The following is a 12,748-nucleotide window of genomic DNA, read 5'->3' as shown; positions in this document are numbered from 1 at the left end:
GGGCAGCCGCGGCCAGCGGGGCGCCGGTCACCTCGATCGCTTCGAAGGCGCGGTTACTTCAGTGCAGACCGAGTTTGTCGGAGCAGCCGGGCCACTGGCCCCAGCCGGCCCTTTGCTGGAGCCTCTTGGCCATCTCGGTCTGGGTGGCGGCGTCGGCCTCGTGGGGATAGCCGGTTCCCCCCAGGGACTGCCAGGTCTCCAGGGTGAACTGGTACATGCCGTAGAAGCCGTTGCCGGTGTTGGTCCTCGGGTTGCCGCCGGACTCGCACTGGGCGAGCTTGGCCCAGACGTCGTCCCCGACCCCGCTCTCGGTAGTGGTGCCAGCGCCGCCGTCGGAACCGCCGGAGGACGTCGAGCCACCGGAAGACGACGATCCGCCGGAGGAGTCAGGCGAGGCGGACGGAGCAGGGGCCTGCGTCCGGGGCTGTTCCTGCTGCTTAGCGGCGCCGGTGCCCACGATGACGACCTCGTCCACCTTCTGGGTGACGACCACCTGTGCGATCGGGGTGCGTGAGACCTCCTTGCCGTCGACGGTGGTGACCTCATAAGTGGTGCGCACCAGGCCATCGACGCCCGGTGTGACGACCCGGGTCTCCCCCTGGGGCAGGTCGCCGCTCTCCTGCTGGAGAGAGCTGTGGGGGTCGGTGGTGTCAACCGTCTCGGTGGTGAGCGTGGAAGTGCTCTTCGTGACCGAGACCCCGTTGCGACCGCCCTCGGCGCCGAGGGCGTCGATGCGATGGTCCGCTGCGCCTCCACCGGCCGCCCGGCCGTGCTCACCGACTCGTACGGCGGCGTAGGCGCCGCCGGAGACCGCCACCGACAGGGCCAGGGCCACGAGACCGGCGCGCAGCGCCATGGTGCGCGTATTCCCGCGACCTTCAGCCTTCTCCCGGGAGGTTGGCACAACCGGCTCCTCGGGCAGAGCATGGGCATGACGATGGGTGGTGGGACTCATGGGGAGACGTCCTTCCGATCGACGGCGAGTGCCACGGTAGTGGAATGACGAAGGTCCTGACAATAAGCCATCTCACCCCCGTGTGAGATACGCCTCTCCCGTATCGCGACGGCGTCCGCCCCACCGGGGGACGGACGCCGTCGAATAGTGTCGAGTGCCGGCAGGGCGAAGTGGCGTCCCGGCCGGCCTGTCGGCTCAGTACCAGCCGACGGACTCAGAGTGAGCCCAGGCCGAGCAGGGGCTGCCGTAGCGGCCGGAGATGTAGCCGAGTCCCCAGGTGATCTGGGTGGAGGGGTTGGTGGACCAGTCGTCGGCGACGGAGCTCATCTTGGAGCCGGGCAGCGCCTGGGGGATGCCGTAGGCGCCCGAGGAGGGGTTCTCCGCCTGGTAGTTCCAGCCGGACTCGCGGTTCCATAGATTCTCCAGGCAGGAGAACTGCGAGTCGTCCCAGCCGTAACTGCTCATCATGGACCGGGCGATGGCCTTGGCACCGGCGGGGTCGGTTCCCGCGCCGGGGTCCGCTGCGGGGGCGGCGGGCGCACTGGATGCGGGGGTCTCGGCAGCCTGGGGGGTCTGAGCAGCGGTGTCGCCCGCCGCCTGCTGCGGGGTGGCCGCGGCCTCCTGCTGGGCCGGCTGCGCGCCCGTGCCCACGATGACGACCTCGTCCACCTTTTGAGTGACGACCACCTGTGCGACCGGGGTGCGTGAGATCTCCTTGCCGTCCTGGGTGGTGACCTCATAGGTGGTGCGCACCAGCCCGTCGACGCCGGGGGTCTCCACCTGGGTCTGGCCCGCGGGCAGAGCATCGCTCTCTTTCTGAACCGTGCCGTGGAGCTGGGGCTCGTCGACGGTCGTGGTGGAGATCTCCGCACTGGCGATCTTGCCGGCACCCGCATCCTCGGTGGCCTTGGCCTGCCCGTCGGACTCAGCGCCGAGCAGTCCGAAGGAGCCTCCCGAGGAGGAGTGCCCCTCATCATCCCCCGCAGAGATGGCCGCATAGGCGGCACCGGAGACGGCAAGGGAGAAGGCGGCTGCGGCGCCTCCCGCCTTGAAGAGCATGGGGGTCAGAGCGGTCTTGGCGGGCCCTTCAGCGCGCCGACGGCCGCGAACACCGGAGGCGGTCCGCTTCTTAGCGGCCATGGAGCCGAGGCCGGCGAGTGTAGTACTCAGGGAGCTGGTCTGGGAGTGACGACCCACGATAGAACTTCCTTCGTTTGACGACTGCGTGTCACCGTAGCCGATGACTCGGGGGCGTGCCAATGCACCTGCTCACACCCCAGCGGCTTGTGACCGAACCGTGCGGAGAAGCCCTGATTCCCCACTGTCCCCCACCTGACACACCCCTGAAAGAATAATGACAGCCCGAATGTCGTTCGTCCGGACAAATTCGGTCTCATGACGCCTCCGCCCGTCTCTTTGTCAGGCTCTCGCACTCACGGCTCGCACCCTGCAGGACGTCAGGGGGCCGACGGTCGGCACCCGCCCCAGTCCTCATCCGGAACAGCCGACGGCGATCACTAGGCCAGGTCCGTGCGCGGCCTACCAGGTCCCGTAGACCGCGTCGGTGGTGGCCTGCAGGCGGAGGCAAAGCCGCTCCTCGCCCAGTCCCCGCTGCTCAGCCAGGAAACGAACCGTATCCCCCATGAGGTAGGAGGCGTTGGGCCGCCCGCGCCAACGTTTGGGAGGGAGGTAGGGCGCGTCGGTCTCCACCAGAAGGAGCTCATTGGGCAGGACGGCGACCGCCTCGCGCAGGGGCCCATTGGCCGGATAGGTAAGCGGACCGGCGATCGAGGCGTACCAACCGTGCTCGACGCAGGCAGCGGCCAGTTCCGCCCCGCCCGAGAAGCAGTGGAAGACGGTGCGCTCGGGGGCGCCGTCGGCCTCCAGTACCTCCACGCAGGCGGCGTGCGCGTCGCGGTCGTGGATCTGCAGGGGCAGGTCGAGTTCCTTGGCCAGGGCGATGTGGGCCCGGAAGGCCTCGCGCTGGGCGTCCGCCCCCTTTTCACCGGTGCGGAAGAAATCGAGCCCGCTTTCCCCGACGGCGACGACGACGTCGGCGTTCGCCTTGAGCGTCCCCTCCAGGCGGGCCATGACCGAGTCCAGGGGTTCGGTGTGATGCGCCTGCGCGCGGGGCTCGAGCCCGTCGGGTCCGGTCTCCCTCACCCCGGCGTGGAGGACGGCCTCGTTGGGGTGCACCGCCAGAGCCACGCGCACACCGGGCAGTTCTCGGGCCAGGGCCAGGCTGTCCGCCCAGGTGGTGACCTCGCAGGAGGAGGTCACCACGCGGGTGACGCCGGCGGCGGCGGCGCGGCACACCAGCTCCGCCGCGGTCAGCGGCGCCTCGGAACCGGGCCCGCCGGTGTCCGCGGGGACTGGCAGATGCGTGTGGTTGTCGGTTACCGGGGCCGCCAACGGCTCGACGGCGTCGGCCGGCGGCCAGGAGCGGTCGCGCTTCTTGGGGGTCATGCGTGCTCCTCAGAGGATGGGTGCGCCGGGTGTTGGCGCGCCAGCCGATCCGCACGGGACAGCGCAGTGGGCACCGCAGTGGCCGTGACAGTGGCTATGACGGTGAGCGCCGCGGCGGGCACCGCGCTCAGGCGCCGGTGACGTCGTCGGGCGCGGAACCGGTGTAACGGGCTAACTCGGCCTCGACGATCGACTCGTCCAGCTTGGTGAACACCGGGGCCGGCTTGGCCACGGGCGTGCCGACCTCGATCGGGTGGCGCTCCCAGGTGGGGGCGTCCTCGTAGTTGCCGGTGATGATCGGGTAGCCGGTGCGCCCGTCGAAAGCCTCGGGCAGGCGCTCGGGGTCGAGCTCGTCGACTTCCTCGATGTGGGGCATCGGGGCGATCCGGCCGCGTCCGCCCAGGACCCGGTCGACATCGTTGGCGGCGTGCGGCAGGAAGGGCGAGAGCATGAGGTTGAGGTCGGTGACTACCTGGGCCAGCGTGTGCAGGACCGTGGCCAGGCGGGCCTGGGTGGCGGGGTCCTCGCCCTTGAGCTTGAAGGGCTGGGTGTCGGCCACGTACTTGTTGGCCTCGCCGACCAGTCGCATGGCCTCGCCCAGGGCCGCCTTCTGCCGGTGCTGGGCGATGAGGCCGCCCACGGAGGCGAAGCCGGCCTCGACAGCGTCGAGCAGTGCCCGGTCGATGTCCTGAAGCTCAACGGGCTCGGGGATCCGCCCGAAGCGCTTGTGGATCATGGAGGCGGTGCGGTTGACGAGGTTGCCCCAGCCGGCCACGAGCTCGCCGTTGGTGCGCCGCACGAACTCCGCCCAGGTGAAGTCCGCGTCCGCGGTCTCGGGGCCGGCCGCGCAGATGAAGTAGCGCAGAGCGTCGGCTTGGTAGCGCGCGAGGAAGTCGCGCACGTAGATGACGATGCCGTGGGAGGAGGAGAACTTCTTGCCCTCCATGGTGAGGAACTCGCTGGAGACAACCTCGGTGGGCAGGTTGAGCACGCCCAGGCGGCCGGGCTCACCGCCGCTGTCGCCCTGACCGTTGTAGCCCAGGAGCTCGGCAGGCCAGATCTGGGAGTGGAAGACGATGTTGTCCTTGCCCATGAAGTAGTAGGACAGGGCCTGTGGGTCGTTCCACCAGGCGCGCCAGGCCTCGGGGTCGCCGCTGCGGCGCGCCCATTCCACGGAGGCCGACAGGTAGCCGATGACGGCGTCGAACCAGACGTAGAGGCGCTTGGTGGGCTGGTCCTCCCAGCCGGGCACCGGGATGCCCCAGTCGATGTCGCGGGTCATGGCGCGCGGGCGGATGTCGCCCAAGAGGTTCTGGGAGAACTTGATGACGTTGGGCCGCCAGGTCCCGGAGGCCTCGCGCTCGTCGAGCCAGGCGCCCAGGGCATCGGCCAGTGCAGGCAGATCCAGGAACCAGTGGGTGGTCTGCACGAACTCGGGGGTCTCCCCGTTGATCCGCGAGCGCGGGCCGATGAGGTCGGTGGGGTCGAGCTGGTTGCCGCAGGTGTCGCACTGGTCCCCGCGGGCGCCCTCGGCGCCGCAGATCGGGCAGGTGCCCTCGATGTAGCGATCCGGCAGGGTGCGCCCGGTGGAGGGGGAGATCGCCGAGCGGGTCATCTGCTGGACCATGTAGCCGTTGTCCCGCACGGTGGTGAACATGTCCTGGACCACGCGGTAGTGGTTGCCGGCGGTGGTGCGGGTAAACAGGTCGTAGGACAGGCCCAGGGCCACGAGGTCCTCGACGATGAGACGGTTGTTGCGGTCGGCGAGCTCGCGGGCGCTGACGCCCTCCTCGTCGGCGGCGACGAGGATCGGGGTGCCGTGCTCATCGGTGCCCGAGACCATGAGGACGTCGTGACCGGCCATGCGCATGTAGCGCGAGAAGACGTCTGAGGGAACACCGAAGCCGGCGACGTGGCCGATGTGACGCGGGCCGTTGGCGTACGGCCAGGCGACTGCGGACAGGATGTGGGTCATGGGGTCAGCCTATCCGGTTCCCGGCCGCTTCAGTCCCCACCGGCCGTGGCTCACCACGCGGCGCACGAGCCGGTACACACCAGCGCACCCCGGTCCGAACCGTTCCCACACTGCCGCCAGCATTCAGAGGGCCCGGCCGGGCAAGGCCGCGCGCAACACGGCAGCCGCGTCCTTCTTGCCCGAGCCCCTCTCCTCGACCCGAGACCGGTCCACCCGCGCGGCATCGGATACGACCTGCGCGGGCGGACCGGTACCCGGTAGTCTGTCCCGAGTCATGCGGCGCCCGCTCAGCGCTCGTCTTGGATCGTCCTGGTTCGCATCGGCATGTCCTCGCATCGCGTTCGAGCCGCGTACGCCCTCATGACGTGTTCCCACACGCCTCCACATGGACACGTATGGACCAGGAAGGCCAGTTATGTCCCAGTACCCCGGCTCCGCGTACTCCGCGAGCTCAGCAGGATGGTCGGCGAACGGCTACGACCCGGCCCCGCCCGGCGGTCAGCCCTCGCAGTACCCGTCGGCCGCACCGTTCCAGGCCCCTCAGACCAGCTACCCGGGGGCGGCGGGTCAGCCGGCGGCATCGAAGAATCTGATGGCTCCGACGATTTTGGCCGCGGCCGGGCTCGTCGTCCTTCTCATCGCCATCATCGGCGGGATCGGCTCGGCGGTGACTCGTGGCCAGTTCGATGCCACTATCGCCGATCTGCCGGACGAGCAGGCAGCCACGGTGGGGCTAGACAAGGGCAGCACCTACGGGCTCTTCTACAGCGACGGCGACGATGCACCGGACTGCTCGGTCACCTCGCCCGGCGGCGACGACGTCGCCACCAAGTCCAGCTCGTCGTCCACGAAGGTCAAGGGCGGCACGCTCTTCACGACCTTCTCCTCCAGCGAGTCGGGCTCTTACACCGTTGACTGCAACAATGCCTCGGGAGTCTCCGTGGGCGAGATCGTCGCTCCCTCGTCGGCGAAGGCGACCTTGCTGTCGCTGTTCGGAGTCGTCGGCTCGATCATCCTCGCCGTCCTGGGACTCGGGATGGGCGCCGGCGGCATGGCCTGGCGCTCCAAGCTGGCTGCGGCTGGAGCAACGCCCGCTCCGGCCGCGGCAGGCGGATCCTTCGACACGGCGACCGGGACGGCGCCCGGTTCCCCCGCCGTCTATACGCAGGGCGCATGGCAGTCCGGCCAGCAAGCCCCCTACGAGCAATACGCCCAGCAGTCTCAATTCCAGCAGCCCGCCCCCGCAGCGCAGCAGGCCCCCTACGCGCCCTCGGCCGCCGGGGCGGAAGCGCCCCAGTACTCGCCGATGGCTCCTACCACTCAGCTCGGTTGGGCGGGCCAGCAACCGGCTCAGCAGCAGGCCCAGCCGGAACAACCGTCGGTATTCACCCAGCCCAGTCAGCCGGGCCAGTACCAACCAGGCCAACCCAGTCAGCCAGACCAGTATCAGCCGGGCCAACCCGGTCACCCGGGCCAGTACAACCAGCCCGGTGGCTGGCCGGCGCAGTAGCGCACCTTGATGTCGCTCGGGCGCCCTTGCCGACTCTTGCTCGGCAAGGGCGCCCGTTGCTCAAGCGGCGCGGTCTTGACGACCTCAGCGCGAGGGCGTCAGCTCGATGCCGGCGGCGCGCATCTGGACTTGGGCGGCGCGCCCCAGCTCGGGGCTGACCGGCTCGGTCAAGTCTGTCAGGACCCGGACCCGGTAGCCCTGCCGGACCGCGTCCAGGGCGGTCTCCTTGACGCAGTGGGACTCGGCTAGGCCGACGATGTCGACGGTCTCGATGCCGGCGGCGCTCAGGACGTCTGCCAGAGCGCGCCCCTCGTCGTCGATACCCTCGAATCCGGAATAAGCGGCGGCGTACTGCCCCTTCTTGACGGCGACGTCTGCGACCAGGCCGTCCAAGGCGGGGTGCAGCTGGGCCTCAGCGGTGCCGGCCACCCCGTGGACGGGCCAGGTGTCGATGAAGTCGGGCTCGGATGAGAAGTGCGCACCGGGATCGATGTGCCAGTCCTGGGTGGTGATCACCAGGTCGTAGTCCTCCCGGCTGGAGGACACGTAGGCGGCGATCCGTTCGGCGACGGCATTGCCGCCGGCGACCGGCAGGGCGCCGCCCTCGCAGAAGGTGGGTTGGACGTCGACGACGATGAGGGCCCGGCGGGTGCTGGCAGCCGGGCCGGTGTGCTGCTCGCTCATAGCCCGACCATAGCGCGATGGCGGGCCAAACGGTTCTCCGGTGCGAGGATGTCCGCGCCGTGCGAGGTGTATTGAGGTGTATCGAGGCGAATCGGTGCGAATTAGTGCGGGGCGGAGCCGTCCCGGCTCAGGCGTTGGTCTCACGCAGCTCGAGGGCGGCGCGGTAGACCTCGTTGGGGCGAAGGCCGACCTCGCCGGCCACCCGGGCCGCCGCGGCTTTGAGACGCATGCCGGTCTCGGCCAGCTCTATCGCCCGGCGCGCGGCCTCCTGCGGACCGGCGAGGGCGGGTTCAGCGCCGGCGACGACGAGGACCACCTCTCCTAGGACGCCGTCGGCCGTGGCCCGGACAAGCTCGGACAGCGGCGCCCGCAGCACCTGCTCGTGGGTCTTGGTCAGCTCCCGGCACAGCGCCGCCGGGCGCTCGCCGCCGAGGGTCTCGGCCATGGCGACCAGGGCGTCGTGGACGCGTCGGGGCGATTCCAGGAAGATCATGGTGCGCTCCTGGGTGGCCAGGGCCTCCAGGGCGCGGCGCCGTTCCCCCGACCTGCGGGGTAGGAAGCCCTCGAAGCAGAACCGGTCCGAGGCCAGCCCGGACAGGGCCAGGGCCGCCAGGACCGCAGAGGGGCCCGGGGCGACGGTGACGGAAACCCGGGCCTGTACGGCGGCCCGGACGAGTCGGTAGCCGGGATCGGAGACCGACGGCATACCGGCGTCTGAGACGACCAGGACGCGCCGACCGCCGCGAGCGGCCTCGAGCAGCTCGGGAGCGCGCTCGCGCTCGTTGTGCTCGTGGAAAGCGATGATGCGTCCGCGGGGCTCGACGTCGAGGCGTCGCGCCAGGGCGCGCAGCCGGCGCGTGTCCTCGGCGGCGATGAGATCGGCCTGTTCCAGGCCCCGCTGCAGTCGCCGGGAGGCGTCGGACGCATTGCCGATCGGGGTGGCAGCCAGAGTGATGGTCCCGGCACGCAGGTCAGGGCTGTGGGCAGTGGGCACGGCATCGGCACTGCCAGCGGCATCGGCGGCAACATCGGCGGCACTGGCCTGGCCACCCTCGTCGATCCTGTCATCGTGGCGGTCCCCGACGGCAAGGTTCTCTGCGGGCGGGATGCTCTCGGTCATAGGACACAGTATGTCTCCGCCGTCTCGATCGACGCGGCCGCATACACTCGGAGGGTGACAACTCCGAGCGCGCTGTCTCCTGAACAATCCCACGAGCAGTCCCGCGACGGTTCCCCTGGCCCGTACGCGGAACAGGAACCAGCACAGGAACCGGCCCCGTCGCGGGCTGAGACACCGGATACCGCACCGGCCGAGGCCTCCGCCGGTGCCGACAGCGCCGCCGAATCCACCATCGGGCAGACCGACGGCGGGGAACGCACTGAGAACGAGCTGCGCACCGCACTCGGGCTCGGCCCGCTGGACTGGGCCATGCCTCGCGCCATGAGGATCTACGGTTGGATCGTCACCGGTGTCGTCGGTGTCATCGCCGCACTGCTGCGCCTCATCGGGCTGAGCCACCCCAAGACGCTCATGTTCGACGAGATCTACTACGTCAAGGACGCCTACGCCTTGTGGCACCTGGGCTACGAGGCGAACTGGGCGAAGGACTCCGACGCGGCCTTCGCCTCCGGAGACTTCTCCGGGATGTCCACCCAGGCCGCCTACGTCGTCCACCCGCAGCTGGGCAAGTGGCTCATCGGCGCCGGCATGGAGGTCTTCGGGCCGCAGTCGTCCTTTAGCTGGCGCGTCATGCCGGCCATTGCCGGGATCGCGACAGTCTTGCTGCTGACGCGCTTGACAATGCGTCTGACTCGTTCGCCGCTGCTGGCCGGTCTGGCCGGCCTGCTCCTGGCGGTCGACGGCGTGGCCCTGACCGAGTCGCGCATCGGGCTGCTGGACGTATTCATCGGCTTCTTCGCCACCCTGTCCCTGTACTGCCTGGTGCGAGACCGCGAGTGGTCACGCGCCAGACTGGCTCGCCTGCTGGCGGGGACCAGGCCTGGGGCGAGGGCGCCGCACGCCACACTCCGCCCCTGGTTGTTGGCCACCGGTATCGTTCTGGGTCTGACCTGCTCCATCAAGTGGTCGGGGATCTACCTGCTGGCAGTCGTGGGTCTCGCCGTCGTCATATGGGACACGCTCGCGCTGCGACGGGTAGGGGCCCGGGCCTGGTTCCTGGAGGGGACGGTCGCCCAGGGCGTGAGCGACTTCCTGCAGACGGTTCCGGTGGCCGTGGTCGTCTACGTCGGGTGCTGGTGGTCCTGGTTCACCCATCCCAGCGCCTACAAGCACGGATGGACGCTGGAGCAGATCAGGGATCACCAGCCGGTACCCTTCCCCTCATTGCCCAACAGCATCAACGATTTCATCGCCTACCACCAGCAGATGTACGAGTTCCACGTCGGCCTGGCCTCACCGCACACCTACCAGTCGAAGCCCTACGGCTGGCTGCTGCAGACACGGCCGACCTCCTTCTTCTGGGAGGACAAGGCCCAGGTCCCGCAAACCTGTTCGGGTGGGGATTGTGTCCAGGCCATCACCTCGATCGGAAACATCGCCATCTGGTGGTCCGCCGTGGTGGCGCTGGCGGTCGTCGTCATCATTGGGGTGAAGAACCGCGACTGGCGGGCGTGGGTGCCCCTCATCGGTTACCTGGGCATGTACGTGCCGTGGTTCCAGTACCGGGACCGCACGATCTTCACCTTCTACACGGTCGCCTTCGTCCCCTGCGTCGTGCTCGTCCTCGTGCTGGCATTGGGTATGGGAGCCGGTCTGCTGCCCCCGTTGCCGGGCTCTGCGGGAGCGGAGGCGCAGGTGGCCGCCCTCAGGAACGGGCAGATCGGCGCCGGCATCCGTCCTTGGCGCGGGGTGGGTGCCCGGTTCCTGGGCTTCGGCCCGCAGTTCGGACGCACACCAGTGTGGACACCGCCGGTAGTGGAGACCGATCCTGGTATGTACCGCATCCATACCAAAGCGGATGATGGCGACCCCGAGGTCGAGGCCCCCGCCAACGCCGCCCGCCAGGCCGACACGGCGGGGGCGCAGGCCATGGCCGAACTGACCGGGTACCCGGCCACGACAACTGCGGTGCCACCCTCCCTTGACGGCGGAGACGACGGCCTGGACGACACCGGCCGGCGCAACCGGTGGGCGTGGCTGGCGAACTGGACGTCGGTACCCACATGGCAGATCCGCAGCGAGGGTATCTCCCTCATCATCGTGGTCACCGCCCTCGCCTGCACCGCTGCAGCCTTCTGGTGGCCGATCTGGACCGGGCGGACCGTTTCGCGCGCCTTCTGGCTGACGCACATGTTCCTGCAGTCCTGGATCTAAAGCGCATACGGCCCGGCAGCACCGTTGCAGGACCGAGGCAGCGAGGTGCAGCGAGGCAGATCGAGGCGCCCAACTTGGATCAACGGTGCCTCCGCGACCGATGGTCAAAGACAACCAGCAAGCCGATACCGGTGAGGATCCACACGAGTGGGACGAGGTAACCCCACTGCCATCCTGCGCCCTCGAAGTAGGCCTCATTGAGCACCGCGCGCACCACATTACCGGTGGGAAGCAGCCTGCTGATGACCTGATAGGGCAATGTCAGAAACGGCATCGGCAGGATTCCGGTGGCTGTGGCGTTGCCCAGGGTTACGAACAGGACCGCCGTGACCACCTGTCCCAACGGCCCGACGACGTCGAGCATGGCCGACCCCGTCGTCACCGCCGATAAACACAGGAGCAAGACCATTGGCCAGCTACTCCAGAAGGCGCCGGGAGCGATAGCAAACCAGGGATCGAGCATGAGGGACACCAGCAATCCCGCGACTGCAGACACCCCCACCATGACCATCAGTCGAGCCCGCAGCGATAGCCCAACCTGGGAAGCGACCGAGGACAGGGCCTGGGAGAGAACAAAACCGGTGAGAGCGGTGCCGAACACCGCGAAGAACACGCTGCGGCCCGGAGACGCGTTCGCGGCCACACCCGGGGTCGTGTTGGAGATCCGAAGCGGCATCCCCGATCGCTCCGAGATTCGCTCGGCGAGCGGCCGCATATAGGACAGCACGGAAGTCCCATCGACACTGGTGTAGGACAGCTCGATACTCCTGCCCTTCCCATCCAGCGCAATGACGCCGTAGACCTCGTGACGGGAGAGTCGATCGAGCCCCTTCTGACGATCAGTCACAGGAACCAACCGGTACCCGTCGCCCACAGCATCCTGCAGATGTGCCGTGTCAGCACCTGCGACAGCCACAGGCAGACGGTGCGGCTCCGGCGCGTTGAACACCTCAATGTAGAAGTAGCTGAAGAGCACCCCGGTCAGCAACGCGGAGATGGCCACGGTAAGTACCGCACGAACGACAGTCGCGCGTGGAATGATGCGGGCCTCCCAGGCGATCTCGTCAGACGACATGACATGCAACCTCCTGTAGTCATTGACTGATAACCAGACGAGGTTATCACCCAATGACTACATGCGCCATAGCGTCTAGACTGGCCCCATGAAGGAGCCGCCGGCATCCAGCGATACTGAGCCAAGGACATCGGGACGCGAACGCATCCTGGATGCGGCACTGCACCTGTTCAGCAGATACGGGTTCGCTCGCATCACCACCGACCGCATCGCCCGCGAGGCCGGCGTCAGCCAGGCATACGTGGTGCGTGCCTTCGGTTCCAAGACCAAGCTAATCCGGACTCTGTGTGAGCAGGCCTCCACCCACATCGAGGAGCTGTTCCGCGACACCGCTCCCTTGAGCGACCCCGGCCAGCGCCACAAGTTCGGCAAGCGTTTCCAGGAGCTGGCCTTCTCATCTGACGAGCTCAGGCTCCTGGCCCAGCTGTTCGTCTGCGGCACCGATGAGAAACTCGGCCCGCTGGCGCGTGAAGGATTCACTCGAGTCAGCCACCTGCTGCACGACGATCTGGGTATTCCGCGAAATGAAACCAGAAGTCTTCTCGCCGTTGGCATGCTGGCGACGACGTTGTCAGCGCTCGACTACGATCGCCCGGCGGATCCACTCATCGAGTATCTCTTCACGGGCGAGGCGCCCGCTGGGGACGACTCCGCTGCTGGGAGCAGCCGCTCTTCGCGGCCCTAACCGCGGCGTGAGGGACGGGGCGACTCAGTCTGCTTCCGGCGGCTGTAAGAATGCAGTTGGCCCG

General features: G+C 68.6%; 10 protein-coding genes. 3 read left to right on the top strand and 7 right to left on the bottom strand.

Annotation, left to right across the window (positions count from 1 at the left end; all coding sequences use genetic code 11):
• Window positions 1-58 precede the first annotated feature (58 nt).
• From FK256_RS07160 to metG, 4 genes are all read right to left on the bottom strand, one after another.
• A complete protein-coding gene (locus FK256_RS07160) occupies window positions 59-955 on the bottom strand; it encodes a resuscitation-promoting factor (protein ID WP_141424267.1) in 897 nt (298 codons plus the stop codon).
• Between the two features lie 195 nt (window positions 956-1,150).
• The gene (locus tag FK256_RS07155) at window positions 1,151-2,152 is read right to left on the bottom strand and encodes a G5 domain-containing protein (RefSeq protein WP_141424266.1); all 1,002 of its coding nucleotides are present in this window, start codon (window positions 2,150-2,152) and stop codon (window positions 1,151-1,153) included.
• A gap of 342 nt (window positions 2,153-2,494) precedes the next feature.
• The gene (locus FK256_RS07150; protein WP_141424265.1) at window positions 2,495-3,421 is read right to left on the bottom strand and encodes a TatD family hydrolase; all 927 of its coding nucleotides are present in this window, start codon (window positions 3,419-3,421) and stop codon (window positions 2,495-2,497) included.
• 127 nt (window positions 3,422-3,548) lie between these two features.
• The gene (metG, locus tag FK256_RS07145) at window positions 3,549-5,396 is read right to left on the bottom strand and encodes a methionine--tRNA ligase (protein WP_141424264.1); all 1,848 of its coding nucleotides are present in this window, start codon (window positions 5,394-5,396) and stop codon (window positions 3,549-3,551) included.
• 415 nt (window positions 5,397-5,811) lie between these two features.
• Here metG and FK256_RS07140 point away from each other — a divergent pair, with 415 nt between their 5' ends.
• A complete protein-coding gene (locus tag FK256_RS07140) occupies window positions 5,812-6,906 on the top strand; it encodes a hypothetical protein (protein ID WP_141424263.1) in 1,095 nt (364 codons plus the stop codon).
• An 84-nt stretch (window positions 6,907-6,990) separates the two neighbouring features.
• Here the strand turns inward: FK256_RS07140 and FK256_RS07135 are convergent, their stop codons facing one another.
• Together FK256_RS07135 and rsmI are read right to left on the bottom strand one after the other, a co-directional pair.
• Window positions 6,991-7,590, bottom strand: a complete 600-nt coding sequence (locus FK256_RS07135) for an isochorismatase family protein (RefSeq protein WP_021607126.1) — start codon at window positions 7,588-7,590, stop codon at window positions 6,991-6,993.
• A 127-nt stretch (window positions 7,591-7,717) separates the two neighbouring features.
• Complete coding sequence (gene rsmI, locus FK256_RS07130; RefSeq protein ID WP_141424262.1) at window positions 7,718-8,710, bottom strand: 16S rRNA (cytidine(1402)-2'-O)-methyltransferase; 993 nt, start codon at window positions 8,708-8,710, stop codon at window positions 7,718-7,720.
• Window positions 8,711-8,764: 54 nt separating this feature from the next.
• On the opposite strand from rsmI, the gene FK256_RS07125 reads away from it, so the two are divergent.
• The gene (locus tag FK256_RS07125; RefSeq protein WP_141424261.1) at window positions 8,765-10,924 is read left to right on the top strand and encodes a dolichyl-phosphate-mannose--protein mannosyltransferase; all 2,160 of its coding nucleotides are present in this window, start codon (window positions 8,765-8,767) and stop codon (window positions 10,922-10,924) included.
• A 79-nt stretch (window positions 10,925-11,003) separates the two neighbouring features.
• Here FK256_RS07125 and FK256_RS07120 read toward each other — a convergent pair whose 3' ends face one another.
• A complete protein-coding gene (locus tag FK256_RS07120; RefSeq protein WP_141424260.1) occupies window positions 11,004-11,999 on the bottom strand; it encodes a hypothetical protein in 996 nt (331 codons plus the stop codon).
• Window positions 12,000-12,087: 88 nt separating this feature from the next.
• On the opposite strand from FK256_RS07120, the gene FK256_RS07115 reads away from it, so the two are divergent.
• Complete coding sequence (locus FK256_RS07115) at window positions 12,088-12,684, top strand: TetR/AcrR family transcriptional regulator (RefSeq protein WP_141424259.1); 597 nt, start codon at window positions 12,088-12,090, stop codon at window positions 12,682-12,684.
• Window positions 12,685-12,748 lie beyond the last annotated feature (64 nt).

It is taken from the genome of Actinomyces johnsonii, from assembly GCF_006546835.1.
Taxonomy (GTDB): Bacteria; Actinomycetota; Actinomycetes; order Actinomycetales; family Actinomycetaceae; genus Actinomyces; species Actinomyces johnsonii.
Note: the sequence above shows the minus strand (reverse complement) of the source record. Positions and strands in the feature narration are given on the sequence as shown.